The sequence below is a fragment of the Paraburkholderia sp. MPAMCS5 genome (genome assembly GCF_036016995.1).
In the GTDB taxonomy this organism is placed as follows: Bacteria; Pseudomonadota; Gammaproteobacteria; order Burkholderiales; family Burkholderiaceae; genus Paraburkholderia.
The window spans coordinates 450369-466828 of the sequence record NZ_JAYXBK010000005.1 but is presented as its reverse complement, the minus strand read 5'-3'; the positions used below and the strand labels follow the sequence as shown (position 1 = coordinate 466828).

15 protein-coding genes and 1 pseudogene are annotated in these 16460 nt (G+C 64.5%); 5 read left to right on the top strand and 11 right to left on the bottom strand.

Features of this window, described 5'->3' with window-relative positions; genetic code table 11:
• Positions 1–263: 263 nt before the first annotated feature.
• Positions 264–485 (bottom strand): hypothetical protein, encoded by a 222-nt coding sequence (locus tag VOM14_RS31420; protein WP_414696227.1) that lies wholly within the window; start codon positions 483–485, stop codon positions 264–266.
• A 246-nt stretch (positions 486–731) separates the two neighbouring features.
• Entirely contained in the window at positions 732–1049 is a 318-nt protein-coding gene (locus VOM14_RS14955; protein WP_327629479.1) for a hypothetical protein, read from the bottom strand.
• A 95-nt stretch (positions 1050–1144) separates the two neighbouring features.
• Between VOM14_RS14955 and VOM14_RS14950 the strand changes: the two genes are divergently transcribed.
• Together VOM14_RS14950 and VOM14_RS14945 are read left to right on the top strand one after the other, a co-directional pair.
• Positions 1145–1420, top strand: a complete 276-nt coding sequence (locus VOM14_RS14950) for a DUF1488 domain-containing protein (RefSeq protein ID WP_327629478.1) — start codon at positions 1145–1147, stop codon at positions 1418–1420.
• A gap of 132 nt (positions 1421–1552) precedes the next feature.
• A complete protein-coding gene (locus VOM14_RS14945; protein ID WP_327629477.1) occupies positions 1553–2545 on the top strand; it encodes a zinc-dependent alcohol dehydrogenase family protein in 993 nt (330 codons plus the stop codon).
• Here the strand turns inward: VOM14_RS14945 and fnr are convergent.
• The 5 genes from fnr to VOM14_RS14920 form a co-directional block, all read right to left on the bottom strand.
• On the bottom strand, positions 2532–3392 hold the full coding sequence (gene fnr / locus VOM14_RS14940; protein WP_327629476.1) for a fumarate/nitrate reduction transcriptional regulator Fnr: 861 nt from the start codon (positions 3390–3392) through the stop codon (positions 2532–2534). The genes VOM14_RS14945 and fnr overlap by 14 nt on opposite strands.
• Positions 3385–3816 (bottom strand): response regulator, encoded by a 432-nt coding sequence (locus VOM14_RS14935; RefSeq protein WP_327629475.1) that lies wholly within the window; start codon positions 3814–3816, stop codon positions 3385–3387. Before VOM14_RS14935 ends, fnr begins: the two co-directional genes overlap by 8 nt.
• A 141-nt stretch (positions 3817–3957) precedes the next feature.
• Positions 3958–4608, bottom strand: coding sequence for a response regulator transcription factor (locus tag VOM14_RS14930; RefSeq protein ID WP_327629474.1), 651 nt, complete (start codon positions 4606–4608; stop codon positions 3958–3960).
• Positions 4605–5951 carry a PAS domain-containing sensor histidine kinase gene (locus VOM14_RS14925; protein ID WP_327629473.1) on the bottom strand — a complete coding sequence of 449 codons (1347 nt, stop codon included), beginning with the start codon at positions 5949–5951 and terminating at the stop codon, positions 4605–4607. The genes VOM14_RS14930 and VOM14_RS14925 overlap by 4 nt, the downstream gene beginning before the upstream one ends.
• 380 nt (positions 5952–6331) lie before the next feature.
• Positions 6332–7168, bottom strand: coding sequence for a universal stress protein (locus tag VOM14_RS14920; RefSeq protein WP_327629472.1), 837 nt, complete (start codon positions 7166–7168; stop codon positions 6332–6334).
• A gap of 214 nt (positions 7169–7382) precedes the next feature.
• Between VOM14_RS14920 and VOM14_RS14915 the strand changes: the two genes are divergently transcribed.
• Positions 7383–7898, top strand: a complete 516-nt coding sequence (locus VOM14_RS14915) for a flavodoxin family protein (RefSeq protein WP_327629471.1) — start codon at positions 7383–7385, stop codon at positions 7896–7898.
• A gap of 109 nt (positions 7899–8007) precedes the next feature.
• On the opposite strand, the gene VOM14_RS14910 is transcribed toward VOM14_RS14915, so the two are convergent.
• Together VOM14_RS14910 and ytaF are read right to left on the bottom strand one after the other, a co-directional pair.
• Positions 8008–9648, bottom strand: coding sequence for an oleate hydratase (locus tag VOM14_RS14910; protein ID WP_327629470.1), 1641 nt, complete (start codon positions 9646–9648; stop codon positions 8008–8010).
• A gap of 184 nt (positions 9649–9832) precedes the next feature.
• The gene (gene ytaF / locus VOM14_RS14905) at positions 9833–10492 is read right to left on the bottom strand and encodes a sporulation membrane protein YtaF (RefSeq protein ID WP_327629469.1); all 660 of its coding nucleotides are present in this window, start codon (positions 10490–10492) and stop codon (positions 9833–9835) included.
• A 927-nt stretch (positions 10493–11419) separates the two neighbouring features.
• On the opposite strand from ytaF, the pseudogene VOM14_RS14900 reads away from it, so the two are divergent.
• Positions 11420–11674 (top strand): annotated as a pseudogene (locus VOM14_RS14900) (helix-turn-helix domain-containing protein); the annotation flags it as partial.
• A gap of 130 nt (positions 11675–11804) precedes the next feature.
• Here the strand turns inward: VOM14_RS14900 and VOM14_RS14895 are convergent.
• Entirely contained in the window at positions 11805–12116 is a 312-nt protein-coding gene (locus VOM14_RS14895) for a hypothetical protein (protein WP_327629468.1), read from the bottom strand.
• 294 nt (positions 12117–12410) lie between these two features.
• On the opposite strand from VOM14_RS14895, the gene VOM14_RS14890 reads away from it, so the two are divergent.
• Complete coding sequence (locus VOM14_RS14890; protein WP_327629467.1) at positions 12411–13763, top strand: MFS transporter; 1353 nt, start codon at positions 12411–12413, stop codon at positions 13761–13763.
• A 3-nt stretch (positions 13764–13766) separates the two neighbouring features.
• On the opposite strand, the gene VOM14_RS14885 is transcribed toward VOM14_RS14890, so the two are convergent.
• Positions 13767–16262 (bottom strand): penicillin-binding protein 1A, encoded by a 2496-nt coding sequence (locus tag VOM14_RS14885; RefSeq protein WP_327629466.1) that lies wholly within the window; start codon positions 16260–16262, stop codon positions 13767–13769.
• Positions 16263–16460: the final 198 nt, after the last annotated feature.

Here is a 16460-nt window from a genome sequence, read left to right as displayed (position 1 = left end):
CCGTGAGACGCGGCGCGAGAAACGTCTAAAAGCGTGGACGCGTTGCGTCAGGCTACCGGAAGCGCGAAGGCGGTGGCCGTCAACGGAATGCGCCGCGCGTGACGATCAGATTTGCTGTTCGATACGGTCCGTTGCGATGCGCGACTGAACGGACGTGCGCGAAACGCTTGCACGAGAGCAAGCCCGGCTCGCGCGAAAACGCGCGACTCAGGCGAGCGCGTTCAAGCCAACGGACGAATCGAACGGCAACGAGGAGGGAGGCGCTAGGGAAGCAGCGACGCGACTTCGTCCGTCCGCACGGCGATGAAGGCGCGCGCGGAAATGGAGTTGTGACGTCGAACTGAACGACGCGACAGGATGGTGAAGACAGACAGAAAGCGACGCAACGCAAGGCTGCCGCTGCTGCCGTCGCCGATGGCGCGGTCAGCGCGAGGACAACTCGCCTGACTGCGGTTCCATCTCACGAAAGGGCCACGGACTCTCACGATTACACTCGACTGGCGACGTTAAAGGTATTGAACGACCTGCTTGAACTACGCACGGGGCGCTTAAAGAAACAGGACGTTCGGGATCGTTTTTTGGCTATTTTGAAGCGCTTTTTCGAGCCGGAAAGACGATCGCCTATTTGCCAGCATATACGAGCCAATATCGGCGTCAAATCTTTCGAGGTGGTTTATGCGGGATGGTGTCGCGGGGAGGGCGGTTAAGCGAGTGAGGGAAGGGGGGCGGGTTCATGCTGAAAGCTGCGCTCGTGGTTTGCGTGATGAAACGCCGCTGATTGAAAGAGCAGAAATCGGGAAAAAATGGCCTGTTCGGTGTGGAATTGCGGCGTTCCGTACGGGTGCGAAGTTTGCGCTCGTGAGTCGTCGATCGATATGGTGTTCGACCGCGGCCGGTTCCGGCTCGGGGCGCAGGGCCGCGACATACAGCGCGAACGCCATCCATGCTGGCACGCCGCGACGTAAACGGGCATTCCTGGCACGCGCTCCGGTATGAAGGAACGCGTTCAATGTACGATCGTCCATCACGCCGCCGTTGACCTCGATCAACCCACACGCGCCGGATGAATTTGACCTACTGCCGCCAACTCCTATGCTGATGAAAGGCGCACCGCCCGCACGCGCCCTTCATTGAGGTGGCCCTCGTGAAAATCTACTTTCCCGCTGAGTGTCCGGAGTACTGCGCGCGCGATCTCGTCGTCGCGTTTGCGGCGCAAGTGGATGGCAAGCGCGTGCAGTGCGCGATTACTGCGCAGGCGTTGGAGGACCACTTCGGCGCCGCCTCACTGCGCGAAGACGATCTGCTCGCGGCATTCGAATCGAACCGGCATCCTATCGAGCACGCGGCAAGGAACCTGCTCCATGAGATCGGCGCCAAGCCGATGCTGCTGCACAGCGGCTACTTTCGTTTTTGCGAGTGAGTTGCGAGTGAGTTGCGAGTGAGTTGCGACTGAGTTGCGACTGAGTTGCGACTGAGTTGCCACCGATTCGCCACCGATTTGGCAATACGCGCCCAGCGCCGCGTCACTCACAGAAGCACAAGGAAACCTCCCATGCGCGCCATGATTTTCGACGGCGAATCCCCGATCCTGCGTGAAGACGAGATGCCCGATCCCACGCCCGGCCCCGGCCAGATGCTGATCGACATTCACGCGTGCGGCGTGTGCCGCACCGATCTTCATCTGGTCGATGGCGAACTCGATCATCCCAAACGGCCGGTGATTCCGGGCCATGAAATCGTCGGCATCGTCGCGGAACTGGGCGCGGGCGTGACGGGCTTCGCCGTCGGCGACCGGGTCGGCGTGCCGTGGGTCGGCCGCACGTGCGCGCATTGCCGCTACTGCCTGTCGGCGCGCGAAAATCTCTGCGACGACGCAAGCTTCACCGGCTACACGATCGACGGCGGTTATGCCGAACGCACCGTCGCTGACAGCCGCTATTGCTTTCACTTGCCCGCGCAGTACAGCGATATCGAGGCGGCGCCGTTGCTATGCGCCGGTCTCATCGGCTATCGAGCCTTGAGCATGGCGGGCGAGGCAGCGCGCATCGGCATTTATGGTTTCGGCGCGGCGGCGCATATCGTCGCGCAAGTGGCGCATCATCAGCGGCGCACGGTGTATGCGTTCACGCGGCCCGGCGATCACGCGGCGCAGCGACTCGCGCTTCGGCTGAACGCCGCGTGGGCGGGCAGCAGCAACGAGGCGCCGCCCGACGAACTCGACGCGGCCTTGCTGTTCGCGCCGGTGGGCTCGCTCGTTCCGCAAGCGTTGCAAGCCGTCGCGAAAGGCGGCGTGGTGGTATGCGGGGGAATCCACATGAGCGATATTCCGTCGTTCCCCTATTCGTTTTTGTGGGGCGAGCGGCGCGTGGTATCGGTCGCGAATCTGACCCGCAACGACGGGCTGGCCTTCATGCGCATCGCGAGTGAAACGCGCCTCGCGCTGCAAACCACGACTTACGCGTTGACGGATGCCAATCGCGCGCTGGGCGATCTACGTGATGGCCGCGTGACGGGCGCGGCAGTGCTCGCCGTCACACACGCATGAGACCGTCGTGGTCCAGAATGCGGATGTTCTTGCCGCGTGCGTCGATGAGTCGTTCGCGCTGGAACCGCGACAGCATCCGGCTCACCGTTTCGAGCTTGATGCCGAGATAGCTGCCGATTTCCTCGCGCGTCATGCGCAGATGAAATTCGGCCGGCGAATAGCCGCGCTGTCTCAGCCGATCCGACAGATTCAGCAGAAACGTCGCGACGCGCTGTTCGGCGGACATCGTGCCAAGCAGCATCATCTGCGACGATTCGCGCACGATCTCGCCGCCCATCAAGCGATGCACGTGCTGCTGCACGGCCTTGAGCTCGCGGCACATTGTTTCGAGCCGGTTAAACGGGATGATGCACACCTTGCTGTCTTCGAGCGCCACGGCGTCGCAGTTATGCTGGCCGGAGCACACGCCGTCGAGTCCCAGCGAGTCGCCCGCGAGATGAAAGCCCGTCACGTGCTCGCGGCCGTCGCGATGCATGATGACCGTCTTGAACGAGCCGGCGCGCACGGCATAGATGCTGTGGAACGCATCGCTCGCGCGATAGATCGTCTCGCCTGGTTTGATCGTCCGCGACGGGCAAATCAGCGATTCGATCTGCTGCAATTCCTCGGCCGTCAGACCTGGCGGCATGCAGATCGCGCGCATCGAGCACGATCCGCAGCGCAGGGCGTGGCGCGAGGCGTCCTTGCGTGGCGCGCACTCGGCTGGCTTGCCGGTTGCTCGCGACGGCGCTGCGTCGAGCAATAGGATTTTCCGCGAAAGGAGCGGTGAAGCGGGCGGTGAAGCGGACGGTGAAGCGGACGGTGAAGCGGGCAACGACGTGAGCGGATAAGCGGCAACGTCAGACATGATCGGCTCCGGTTTGATAGAGGGCGCGTGCACGGTGTTCGCTCGCGATCCGCTGGACCGTGCTGCGCGCGAGTTCGAATTCGCGAGTCTTGTCGAAAAAGTAGTGGGCGCCGCTAGTCAGGCAGGCGCGCCGGAATCCTGCGCCGCAACGGTTTGTCAGCACCATGACGATCACGTGCGGCAGGCGTTGTGCGAGCAGGGCCAGCAACTCCATGCCGGTGCCGCCGCTCAGATGCAACTCCGTCACGACCAGACCGGCCGCGCTGGTCTCGATGCCCGCGAACGCCGCCGCTGACTCCTCGGCTTCGCCGACAATCCGCACGCCATCGAGCGCGCCGAACAGTGCGGCAAGGCGGCGCCGCACGAAGAGTGCGTCGTCGACGAGAAAAACACGCAGGACGGAAAGGTCGGGGCTCGAGTTCATGGCTCGAAGTATCGGCCGCGCTGTCTCAAAATAAAATCGGCGCTGAACGTTCTTCGAGTAGGCAAGTGAGAAGCTGTGTAGGGGTTTTCCTACATTGGCTGCATCAGCTATCGGCGCGCGCGAACGGGGCTGCGCGCTCGCTCAGATTTCGTCTTCTTCGTCGCTGACGAGCTTGTGGCGCATGGCATAGCGCACGAGCGCCGCGTCGTGCGGCATCTGCATTTTTTCGAGGATGCGCGTCTTGTAGGTGCTGACGGTTTTCGTGCTGACACACAGTTCGCCCGCGATCTGGGTAATCGTCTGACCCGCGGCGATGCGCTTTAAGACGTCGAATTCGCGATCCGACAGACGCTGGTGCGGCAAAAGATCGGCGGGCTCGTTCAGGCTCTGCGCGAAGCGTTCGGCCATCGCGAGGCTCACATAGACACCGCCCGCGGCGACCTTCGTGACGGCCGCCACCAGTTCCGCGCTCGCGCTTTCTTTCGTGAGATAGCCGGACGCGCCGGCCTTGAACGCGCGCACCGCGTATTGCTGCTCGGCGTGCATGGTCAGCACGAGGATGCGCAGCGCCGGCCGTTCTTCCCTGATCTGCTTGATCAGCTCGACGCCGTTGCGGCCGGGCATCGACAGATCGAGCACCAGCACCTCGGCCGCGCGCGCCCGGATCAGCGCGATGGTGCTCGCGCTGTCGTTCGCTTCGCCGACCACTTCGAAGCCGCTCGCGCCCTGGAGGATATGGCGCAGACCGTCGCGCACGAGCGCATGGTCGTCGGCGAGCAGAACCTGGGTCATGATTGCCGCTCCTGCATCTGCACGGTCTCCGATGGAATCCTGACGGTCAACACAAAGCCTTTGCCCTGCGCGGTCTCAATTTCGACGGCGCCGCCGAGCATATGCGCGCGCTCGCGCACGCCGAGCAGACCGAACGACTTGCCCGCCGCCTCGCCCGCGCGATGCGCGCCCTGGCCATTGTCGGCGATGCGCAGCACGAGCGTGTGGTCTTCGGCGCGCAGGCTCAACGTGACGAGCGTGGCGTCGGCATGACGCGCGACGTTCGTCAGCGCTTCCTGCACGATCCGGAAGAGCGCGGTGGCGCCGGCCGGGCTGAAGCGCGCGTCGCCGGTCTGGATGTCGCGCGCGACGTCGATGCCGTAGCGGTTCGTGAAGTCGTTCGCGAGCCATTCGACGGCGGGAATCAGCCCGAGGTCGTCGAGCATGACCGGCCGCAAATCGGCGGCGATGCGGCGCACCGACGCCACCGTCGCGTCGATCAGGCGGCGCATGCCGTGCAGATGGTCGCGCACCATCGCGCTCGCGGAGCCTTCCAGCGCCTGTTCGACCGACGAGATGTCCATTTTCAGCGCGGTGAGCTGCTGGCCGAGGTCGTCGTGCAATTCGCGTGCGATGCGCGTCTTCTCGTCTTCGCGGATGTTCTGCAGGTTGGCCGACAGCTCGCGCAGTTCCTCGCGCGCCTGTTGCTGGGCGTGCTCGGCTTTCACGCGTTCCGTGACGTCGCGCAGCATCACCGTGTAGAGCCGCGCGTCGCCGTCGCGGATCTGCGAAATCGAGGCTTCGAGCGGAAATTCGTCGCCGTTGGCGCGCAAGCCCGACAGCACGCGCTGCCTGCCCATCTGCCGGTCGGATACGCCCGCCACGCCGAACTGCTCGACATGCCGCGCGTGCGCCGCGCGAAAGCGCTCCGGAATGAAGCGCGCGAGCGGGGCGCCGAGCGCGTCCGTCGCGGAGCAGCCGAACACCTGTTCCGCCATCGGATTGAAGAGCACGACGCGTTGCTGTTCGTCGATGGTGATGATCGCTTCCATCGAAGAACGGATGATCGCCATCATGCGCGCCTCGTTCACGCCCGACTGACTGCCGGAGGCGCTCGCTTCGCTGCGCGCCAAAGCGGCGTCGCGGCGCGCGCGTGCGAGCAGGAAGACGCTCGTGGCAAGAAGCAGGGCGGCTGCCACGCTGACGAGCAACACCGGATCGAACCAGCGCCGCGCGCTCAGCAAGGCGGCCAGTGTCACGACGAATGCCGCCGCTGCCGCGAAGGCAGGCCGCGCGCCGAACGGGCCGGACCGCTCGTGCGACATGACATGGCGCCGCGTGGGCGTTTTACCGCTGACGGGCATGGGTGCCTCTTTGGATGATTGTTGGCGGCTGGGGATGCGGTTTCGTGCCGCTGCGACGCGACGCGACGCGATGCGCGAGCATGCACGGCGAGGCGGCAACGGCGGCCGGCTGAATCGCGGCCAGGTCGCGGCCGCTGAAGCCCTCCAAGCCCTCCAAGCACGCCCAGCACGCCCAGCACGCCCAGCACGCCCAGCACGCTAAACATGCCAAGCACCGCGCGCCGCTTGCATATAGGCTCATTGTCCGGGAAACGCCGGCTTCGTGCCAGCGCCGCCCGGCGGCACGGGCGGACGGCGGCTTCATGGAGTCGGCGAGGGCGCCCGCATTTCGGGCCGACGGGGGCCGACAGCCGATGTGCAACCGGCAACGCGCGTGCAACTCAGTGGGACATCAGGACCGGCACGGTCATCGACTGGAGAATCGTGCGCGTGGCGCCGCCCATCACCAGTTCGCGCCAGCGGGCGTGGCCGTAGCCGCCCATCACCAGCAGATCGACGCCGCCGTCGGCCACCTGCGAAAGCAGCACCTCGCCGACCGAACCTCCCGCGCCGGTTTCGATGTCGGCCACTTCCACCCGCACGCCGTGGCGCGCGATCGCCATCGCGATTTCCGCGCCGGGCATGCGCGCGGTTCCGGCTTCGTGCATGCCGTTGACCGTCAGGATCGTGATGCTTTGCGCCGCGCGCATGAACGGCAGCGCGTCGTGCACGGCGCGCGCGGCTTCGCGGCTACCGTCCCACGCCACGAGTATCCGGTTGCCCGTCGATCTTTCGTTGCGCGCGCAGGGCACCAGCAAAACTGGGCGGCCGCTCGTCAGAATCAGGTTTTCGGGGAAGAAATCGCCGACATACGATTCGGGGTCGCGCAGGTTGTCCTGGCCGGCCACGATCAGATCGGCGCAGCGGCCAAGGCGCGGCACGGCGAAACCGGCGGATTCCTCGACGGCGATCCATTCGCCCTCGACCTCCGCGCGCCGAAGCTCCGCATGAAACAGCCGTTCGAGCGCCGCGCGCCGCTCCTCGCGCCTTTCCTCCTGGTCTCGGTAGTAATCCGCGGTGCCGGCCATCACATAAAGCGAACGCGGTTCGGGCGAGAACACGGCGAATGCGCCGGTCAGATGCGCGCCGAACTGTCGGGCGAGACCCAGCGCCGTTTCGAGGCGCGGATGGGCATTCGGGCTCGTGTCGAGGTGAACGACGATGGTCTTGTAGCTCATGGCAGACGCTCCCAGAAAGGACGATGAAGTACGCATAGATCAGTTCGAGTCTAGAAACGCCGGCCTCTGCCTCGTTGACGCAGATCAACGGCGGATGAGCCGCCGCGCGTCACGGCGTTATTTGACGTGGGTCATGAAGCGGCGCTCCTTGCCGCCTATGCTCCCGACATGCAAGACGCCCGCGTCGGCGCGCTTGTCAAGGAAGGAGCGAGTCATGTCGAAGCCCCGCGTTCTGATTGTCTTTTTCTCGCGTACCGGTACGACGCGCCTGCTCGCCGCCACGCTCAGTAGCATGGTCTTCGCCGATGTCGTGGAAATCCGCGATTGTGCCGAGCGTCGCGGTGCGCTGGGCTACCTGCGCTGCGTGATCGACTCGTGGCGCAAGCGTCTGGCGGCGATTGCCCCGCCAGCGCTCGACGCTTCACAGTACGACCTCGTGGTCGTGGGCACCCCGGTGTGGGCGGGCGCGGTGGCGTCGCCGGTGCGCGCGTATCTGGCCGAAAACCGCTGGAAGTTCAGGCATATCGCGTTTTTTTGCAGCCTTGGCGGGCGCGGCGCCCAAGCGGTTTTCGATGAAATGCGCGCGCTTTGCGGCCACGCGCCGGTCGCGCAGTGCACGGTGCGCGCAATCGCGGTGCGGCACGGGACGGCGGCCGCATCGCTCGAACTGTTTGCCGGCGCATTGAAGCATCACCTCGCGCGTGACGAGGCGCTGGCATGGTGCTGCTGATAGCCTGCCGCTGATAGGGTGCTGCTTATTTTCCGGCTCGATCAGTCGCGCCCGGCGTCGCGGACGCGAACCCGCCGCGAGGCGCGCGGCGGCACGGAGATTGTCGCCGTCAGCGATGGAAACCGGAAGCCACGCCATGAGCCACGCCATGAGCCACGCGCGGATCGTGCAAGCCTTTGTACACGGCCGGAGCCGACCGATTCAAACCGAGCAGCGAGTAGACGGCGGTCTGCGCGGAGCGAACCGAATACTCGACCGTGAATACGACGTCGTTCGGCAGCTCGCAGAACTGGCCGACGAACGCCACATTCGCCCAGCCCTCGGGCACCACGTGCGGCCGGTCGCCGCCCTTGCGCCGCAGGAACTGGCTCGTGATGAACGGCATGAGGCACGGCAGGCAGATCGCGTCGTCGAGAATGCGCTGAGCCTCGTTTTCGACACGCAGATGACCCAGCAGCTCCGTCATGATCTCGCGGCCGCTGCACTCGGTCATGGGCCTGGCGACGAAATTGCCCGGCCGGTCGACAAGGAGCCCGTAACCCCACAACACCTGCACGTCGTCCGGCTGACCGATGAAGTGCGGCTGATGCGGCAGCACGATCGACGCAAGCCAGTTCGATTGCGCGAAGGTAATCAGCCCGCCTTCTCCCGGCACGTTGCCGGTGAGATCGCGGAGCAGGCGGAACAGTGTCGGATCGTGCAGCGTCGCCGTGAAGGAGAGCCACCGCGATTCGTCGACGTGATCGGCGAACGCGGACGGATGACCGAACTCATCACGTCCCGCGGCGATGGTTTTCCAGAGCGCCCAGGCGCCGCTGCTGTCGTCGCGATTGAAGACGGCCGCGCGATTCGTGTCGCCGAGGCTCGATCCCGCCGTCATGGAGCCGAGCGTGACGATGACCTTGTCGCGTTCGCCAAGCGCAATGTCGGCGCGGCGATTGTCCTGTTCGCACACGATGGCGGCGACCCGCTTCAGCTCGCCACGCTCGTCATGGCGCAGATCGACGACCCGCGTGCCGTGGCGAAAGATCACGCCATGTTCGTCGAGCCATTTTCGCAGCGGCCGCACCATCGAATCGTACTGGTTGTAGACCGTGCGCATGACGCCGTGCAACTGGTTCAAGCCCGAGGCCAGATGCGCGAAACGCAGCAAATAACGCCGGAATTCGGCGGCGCTGTGCCAGGGCTGGAAAGCGAACGTCGTGCACCACATGATCCAGAAGTTCGTGTCGAAGAAATCCGGCGCGAAGTGATCCGAGATGCGGCTGTCGCCGAGCAGTGCCTCGGGTTCGAGCGAGAGCCGGCCGAGCGTCAGCAGATGCGTCTCGGCGAGCCCATACGCCGGCGCGCTTTCGCACTTGCCGTCGCGCACGAACCGCGCTTTCGACGACGTGCGGATCGTCTCGTTCCAGTCGAAGATTTCCTTTGTGACGCTGCTGCGGCCGTCGAGCGTGGGAATCGAGTCGAACAGATCGTAGGTGCACAGATACTTGCTTTCGAGCATGCGCCCGCCGCGCACGATGTAGCCTCGATCGGGCGAACCCGCACCGGCGGGACTGCCGCCTGTCTTGCCGAGCGCTTCGAGAATCGTGATGCGGCTGCCGGGCACATCGGCGTCGCGAATCAGGAATGCGGCGGCCGCGAGCGACGCAATGCCGCCGCCGACGAGATAGAAATGGGCTGGCGCGAGCGTGTCGTCGCGAGCCTGATCCGCCACCGGGTGCGCGCGAGCGTAGTGGGAGTTGTTCATGTTGAAATCTCGGTACGGTGATGGCCATGGAGCTATCGACCCTACCCGTGTAGCCGGGACGCTCGTTGCGCTGGGTCAACGGAAGGGCGACGCGATGCGCCCGCGTTGACGGCGGCGTCGTGCACAGACCTCCGGCAATGAACGACCAAAGGTGGCGGCGTTGCCGGTGTGGCTCGCGTCGTCGTCAGAAGAAGATTTCATAGAGACCGACGGCAATCAGCAGCGCGCCGGAGAGCACGCCGGCGGATCTTCCCGCCCAGCGCACGCCCACCCTCCCGAAGTAGATGCCGAGCCAGATCATGACGATGCTGGCGACAAAAACCACGGCGGTCATAGCGTAGATGTTCAAGCCCAACATCCCGGCGCCGATGCCGTTGGGAATGTTATTGATGCTCAGGCCGAGCGCTAACGCTAGCGCCTCTTTCACGTCGATATGGCCGGAGAAGTCCCAGTCGGCAACGATCGGATTGTCGAGAATCTGAGCGATATGGCGTAACCCGTATCGGGAGGGCTCGGCTTTCATAATCGGCTCTGATTCCCGAGGCTCGACGGCGCGGTGCAAGCACTTTTCCTGGAAGATGACCCAGAGCCCCGCCAGGATGATGATGACGCCTCCCAGCAAGCCATCCATTTTTTTGCTGGCGAACAGGTAAACGCTTTGCCCGAGAAGAATGGACAGAAATGTACCGGTGGCAGTGACCAGCGCGATCAGCAGGTTGGAGGTGATGGGGATGTTGATTTTCCTGACGCCGTAAGAGGCGCCCACCCCGATATTGTCGAGATTGCTCGAAACGGAAATCAGCAGGATCGACAGGATTGAAGCATACGAGACGACTTGGTTCATGTGGTGGCGCTACTTTTGAAAGCCGGCCATGCATGTTCGGTTCATGCCCAGCTTCGGTGATGGCTTGCGCGCTGACGGGGAGGGGAGTCGTGATCGCATCCTCGTCGTACGCATCCTTCAGCCGAGGGCTTCGGGCGATCCGCTGTTCGGCGAGCCTGTTCGCTTCGAACTGCATGGGACTGACTGCGACTGACGTGCTGGAGCGTCGAGTGTAGCCGATGGTCGTTACGATGGTCGCGATGCGGCGACACCGTCAATGCGTGCGGAGGTGGACTCGCCGGCACCCATTCCGGCACGATCAGTCAGTCGTACGCAACCGGCAGAATCGATCAGCCGTCCGGTCCTGCGGGTGGGGCCGGGCGGCGTAGTAGACCTGAACATCAACTGAGTCCCACCCCCGGCGACTATCACCGACGACGTCTACTGGAATATAGAAACGACAGTCGCAACAGTCGGCGTGCGTTCCGCCGCATTTGGCGCGTTGCCCGGTGGCGCGCAAGGCTTGGCTACCGTGCCGATGAGTACGCCGTCGAGCTTCGGTCCGACATACGACTGAGGCCCGGGTGGCGTGTGAGCGATGCCCGCTGGCGCGACGCGTCCCATCTTGCAGTGGCAGCTTGCTCAACAGGACGGACGGTTTTGCGCAGCCGTTTGGGACGGCGTCTTGTGGCATGTGCTGGCATCGGCACAACGGGCGTTAGATTTTGCCCGAAAGGCCAAGGACGAGATTCCGCTGAAAGAGCGGGAACAAACTTGTGCAAACCAACGGGGGCGCCTGAGGCGGCGCTTCGCAGGTTTGGTATTTGACATAATATAATTTATCAACGTTAGCGTTGTAGGAGCTTTTTAGTAATGTCCGCTTCTAGCCAAGGTTCAAATGTCCGCTTTCGCGGTGCGTATGCTGACTAGCGGCCGGTACCTCGGCGCTGGAGGCATCTCAGGCTGACGACAAGGCAGATCCGGCGTCTGGTTGCGCGACTGCGCGAACAGGGTCCGGCTGGTCTGGTGTCGCGCCGGCGCTCGATGCCCAGCAACAACCGGCTGGATCCAGCGAAGGCCGATCTGGCGCTGTCGGTCATTCGGGACCGTTACACCGATTTTGGCCCGACGCTGGCCTGCGAGAAGTTGTACGAATGCCACGGTATCCGTCTGACAAAGGAAACGGTGCGTCGATGGTTGCCAATAGAACCTGATTTTTTAGTTAGACATGCAAACCAAAAAGCGGAGCAGGCATCACACAGTCAGCGACACGAAGTAATGGCTGCCCCCGCGCGACGCCCGAATCAGGCGTGTCGCGCCGGGCAAGCGCGCGCTAGAACTTCGGATGACATTCGAAGCTCACCGACGACGCGTGCGTCGTCAGCATCTCCACCCCGCTCACCGTTTCCGCGTCGATGCTGCTTTGCATGCCGAGATGCTCGCAGTAATCGCGCGCCTCGTTGAGCGCCTCGCCGTGCGCGCGCGCCCATGCCATGCGGCCGCCCGTCGCGCTTGCCGCGACCGTGTAGGTACCGGGTTTATCGGTCGCGACGACCTGACCCGTGGACGCGCAGCCAGCAAGTAAAACGCCTGCGGCGAGCGCGGCAACGGCGACACGCGCCGGATCGCGAAGCTTGTCGAACATAATGCACCTGCTTTTCTTCTGATCGTTTCGCGGCCGCGCGCGTGAACACGCATGAACCCATGGCCAGGCCGCGAAAGGGGTTGGCTGATTTTCTTCGAGCCGGAATTATCCGGAATTGCGCGCGTGAAATCAGCCTCATGAATCGAAAACACTGTTGCCTTTGCCTGAACAATCGACGGCAATCGGAGTTTTGGCGCACATGAAGTGCTTAAAGCGCTTCCGGAATCGCGAGCGAGCGACTAGTCTGTAACGACCCCGCACAACCATCCGGACATTGAACTGGAGGAGACATTGATGGATCTCGAAACACGTACCATGAAACGTGTGATGGTTCGGCTCGTGCCGTTCCTGATCGTCTGCTACTTCATCGCTTATCTGGACCGCGTGAACGTCGGCTTCGCGGCCTTGCAAATGAACAAGGCGCTCGGGCTGTCCGCGAGCGCATTCGGCTTCGGCGCAGGCATTTTCTTTATTGCGTACTTCTTTTTCGAAGTCCCGTCGAATCTTCTGCTGGAAAAATTCGGCGCGCGCCGCTGGATCGCGCGAATCATGTTCACATGGGGCCTGCTCGCGGGCGCGATGGCGTATATCCCACATATCGCGCATTACACCGGGCTGTCGCCGGCGTATGTGTTTTACGGCTTGCGCATTCTGTTGGGCGTGGCCGAAGCGGGCTTCTTTCCCGGCATCATCTTTTTGCTCACATTGTGGTTTCCCGCGGCGTATCGCGGCCGCGTGGTCGGCTACTTCATGGCGGCGATTCCGCTGTCCACCGTGATCGGCGGCCCGATTTCCGGCGCGTTGCTTTCAATGGACGGCTTCGGCGGCCTTGCCGGCTGGCAATGGGTCTATCTGATCGAAGCCCTGCCCGCCCTGCTGCTCGCGATTGCCGTGCTGTTCTATCTGACCGACAAGCCCGCCGACGCGACGTGGCTCGCCGCCGACGAACGCAACTGGCTGGTCGCGCGCCAGAAGCAGGAGCGCGAGCATCGCGAGGCCGCGCGAGCTTTCACGGTGAAAGAAGCGCTCTTCAATCCGCGCGTGCTGGCCATCGCGCTCATCTACTTCGGTGCAAACGCAACGAATTACGGCCTGAGCTTTTTCCTGCCGCAGATCGTTAAGGCCTTTGGCTTGACCAACCTTCAGACCGGCTTCGTGACGTCGCTGCCGTATATCGTCGGCGTGGTCGCGATGTTGTACTGGGGACGTCACTCCGACCGCAAGCTCGAACGCAAGCGTCACGTGGCAATCGCGCTGACGGTCGCGGCGGCCGGCATCGCGGCCTCGGCCGGGCTCGACAATCCGGTGGAAAAAATGATTGCGCTGTCGATCGCCGGCTTCGGCATCTTCGGCTGTCTGCCGGTGATCTGGACCTTGCCGGCATCGTTCCTGTCGGGCGCGGCTGCCGCGGGCGGCATTGCGGCGATCAATTCGCTCGGCAATCTGGCCGGATTCTTCGGCCCTTACGCGATGGGCTGGATCAAGGACAGCACCGGCGGCTTCGGCGCGGGACTGCTGTGTCTCGCGGGCGCGGGGCTTGTCGGCGCGGCGGCCGCCCTGCTGCTGCATCACGATCCTTCACTCGAAACCTCGGCGGGCGTGGCGAAACCCGACACGGACGCGCGAGCGGGCTTCGCGGAATACTAGCCGTCAGGGCGACGCGGTGTTGCCGCTCGTCTGAGCTTCGGCGCCCACCGCATCCGGCGGTACGACGTCGTCCGGCGTGGGTGTCGGCGCCGAGGCCGCCGTGCCGGCGCCGCGCGCCTCGCCGTGAACGGGCTCGCTCGCGAAAGCCGTCGCCGATGCGGCATCAGGTGCGGAAAGCAGCGGCGGCAGCGGGCGCTGCGCCACGCTCGCGGACGAAGCAGCGGCCGACGCGGATTCCGGCGCGGCCGCCACCACCGGCGCACGCCTCACCGCGCCGCGAGCCGCGACGGGCGCCTCGGGCTTGACCGTCGACGTCGACGGGAACAGATTCCGGAACCAGTCGCGCAGTCTTTCGGAGCGCGCGGCGAACCAGCCCGGCTGCTGATCGGTGGCGAACTTCACGCGCGTGTCGATCAGCTTCGAGCGCTCGGCGCGCTGGAAGAAATCGCCCACAATCGGCAATGCGCTGTGCGCGCCCTGCCCCCAGTAATCGCTGCGCAGCGTGACGCGGCTGTCGTTGAAACCGATCCACGCGCCCGCCACCAGTTGCGGATGAATCAGGATGAACCAGCCGTCCGCGTTGCCCTGCGTCGTGCCGGTCTTGCCCGCCAGATCGCCGCGTACGCCGAAGCGGCTGCGGATCGCCGCGCCCGTGCCGCGGCTCACGACGTCGCGCATCACGTCGACGAGCGTGCGCGCGGTGTCGGCGGGCAGTTCCTGTTGCGGCGGCGCCGGAGCGAATTCGGCCAGCACGTCGCCCTTGCGGTTCTCGATGCGCGTGACCATCACCGGCTCCACATAGCCGCCGAGGTTGGCAATCGTGCTGTAAGCCGACACCATTTCCTTCAGCGTGACCGGGCTCGTGCCCAGCGCGAGCGACGGCACCGTCTCAAGCGGGCTGTCGCGCACGCCCATGGCGCGCGCGAGCCGCGCGACCTTGTTCGGGCCGACGGTTTGCATGAGTTGCGCGGTGATCCGGTTGCGCGAATAGGCGAGACCGTCGCGCAGCGTGATCGGACGCTCGCTCGGCTCGTCCTCGTCGCTCGGACGCCAGACCTCGCCGCCCGTCAGCTGGATTTCGACCGGCTGATCGATGAACGTGTCGCCCGGCTTCGCGCCCGCCTCGAACGCCGCCGCGTAGACGAACGGCTTGAAGGTCGAGCCCGGCTGACGGCGCGCCTGCTGCACGTGATCGAACGGGTCCTGGCTGAAATCGCGGCTGCCCACCCACGCCTTGATCTGCCCGTTGCGCGGGTCCATCGCGAGGAAATCGGCCTGCACGCGCGTCTTGGATTCGCAGACCGACTGCACGAGGCGGCGGTCGGACCACACGCGCTTGAGCGCGTCGTCGTCGCTCAGGCCCGCGTCTTTCGCGGCGCGATAATCGGGCGTTTCGCGCAGGAAGGTCGCGAGCAGTTCCTTGCCGTTCGAGCAGCCGGCGCGGCTGCCCCAAGCCGCATTGGCGATGCCTTGCAACTGATTGCCCTGCAAGGTCACCGCCTGCGTTGCCATGGTTTGCAGGCGCGAATCGATCGTGGTGCGCACCACGAGGCCGTCCGCATACATGTTGTAGTCGTTGCGATCGGCCCACGCGGCGAGCCACTTGCGCAATTGCTGCGCGAAATGCGGCGCGGGTCCGGGTGGCTCGGTCTGCCGTTCGAAGTCGATGCGCAACGGCCGGCGCTTGAGCGTCTCGAACGCGGCGGGCGTGAGCTTGCCGTACTTCACCATCTGCGCGAGCACCGTATTGCGCCGCTGCAATGCGCGCTCGGGATTGAGCACCGGGTTGTAGTAGCTGTTGCCCTTCAGCATGCCCGCGAGCGTCGCGCTTTCGAGCACGTTCAGGTCCGACGCGGATTTGTCGAAGTACGTGCGCGCCGCCATTTCGATGCCGTACGCGTTGTACAGAAACGGCACCGTGTTCAGGTAGGTTTCGAGAATCTCGTCCTTCGTGTAGAGCGCCTCGATCTTGAACGCGGTGATCGCCTCTTTCAGCTTGCGCGTAAGCGTCGGCGCGCGGCCGATTTCGTCCGGATACAGATTGCGCGCGAGTTGCTGCGTGATGGTCGAGCCGCCCTGGCGGTTGCCGGAAAACGTGTGCAGCGCGGCCGACGCCGTGCGCCGCCAGTCGAGGCCGAAATGCTGATAGAAGCGATGGTCTTCGGTGGCGATCAGCGCGTTCACCACATTCGGCGAGATGTCCTTGAGCTTCACCCACTCGCGATTCGACGGCTTGAATTCGGCGAGCAGCTTGCCGTCCGCCGAGAGAATCTGCGCGGGCTGCTCGATCTTGGCCTTGCGAATATCGCCGATGCCCGGCGTGAACGGAATCAGGATCAGCACATACAGCACGAACACCAGCGGCAGCGCCGCGCACGCCTTCAGCACGCCGCGCGGGGTCGGATGGCGCACGTGCCACCACGCTTGTGCGACAAGCGGATTCGCACGGGTCAACCCTTTTTCGAGGGCCTCCAGAAACATGGGAATAAGGCGCTTCACACTGGCTACCGTCTGCTGGAAAGGCTGAATCCTACCAAGATGTGCGGCGCCGGCGAACTTTTGCGGCGCAGGCGCCGCCAGAAGATACCCGCTCGTGGCCGCTCGTGCCCTCTTGTGCCCGCTCGTGCCCGATTGTGGCGACCGGCGGCCGATCCCGCGCGCCGCGCCGGGACGAGCGCGGGCCACTATAATGTCGCC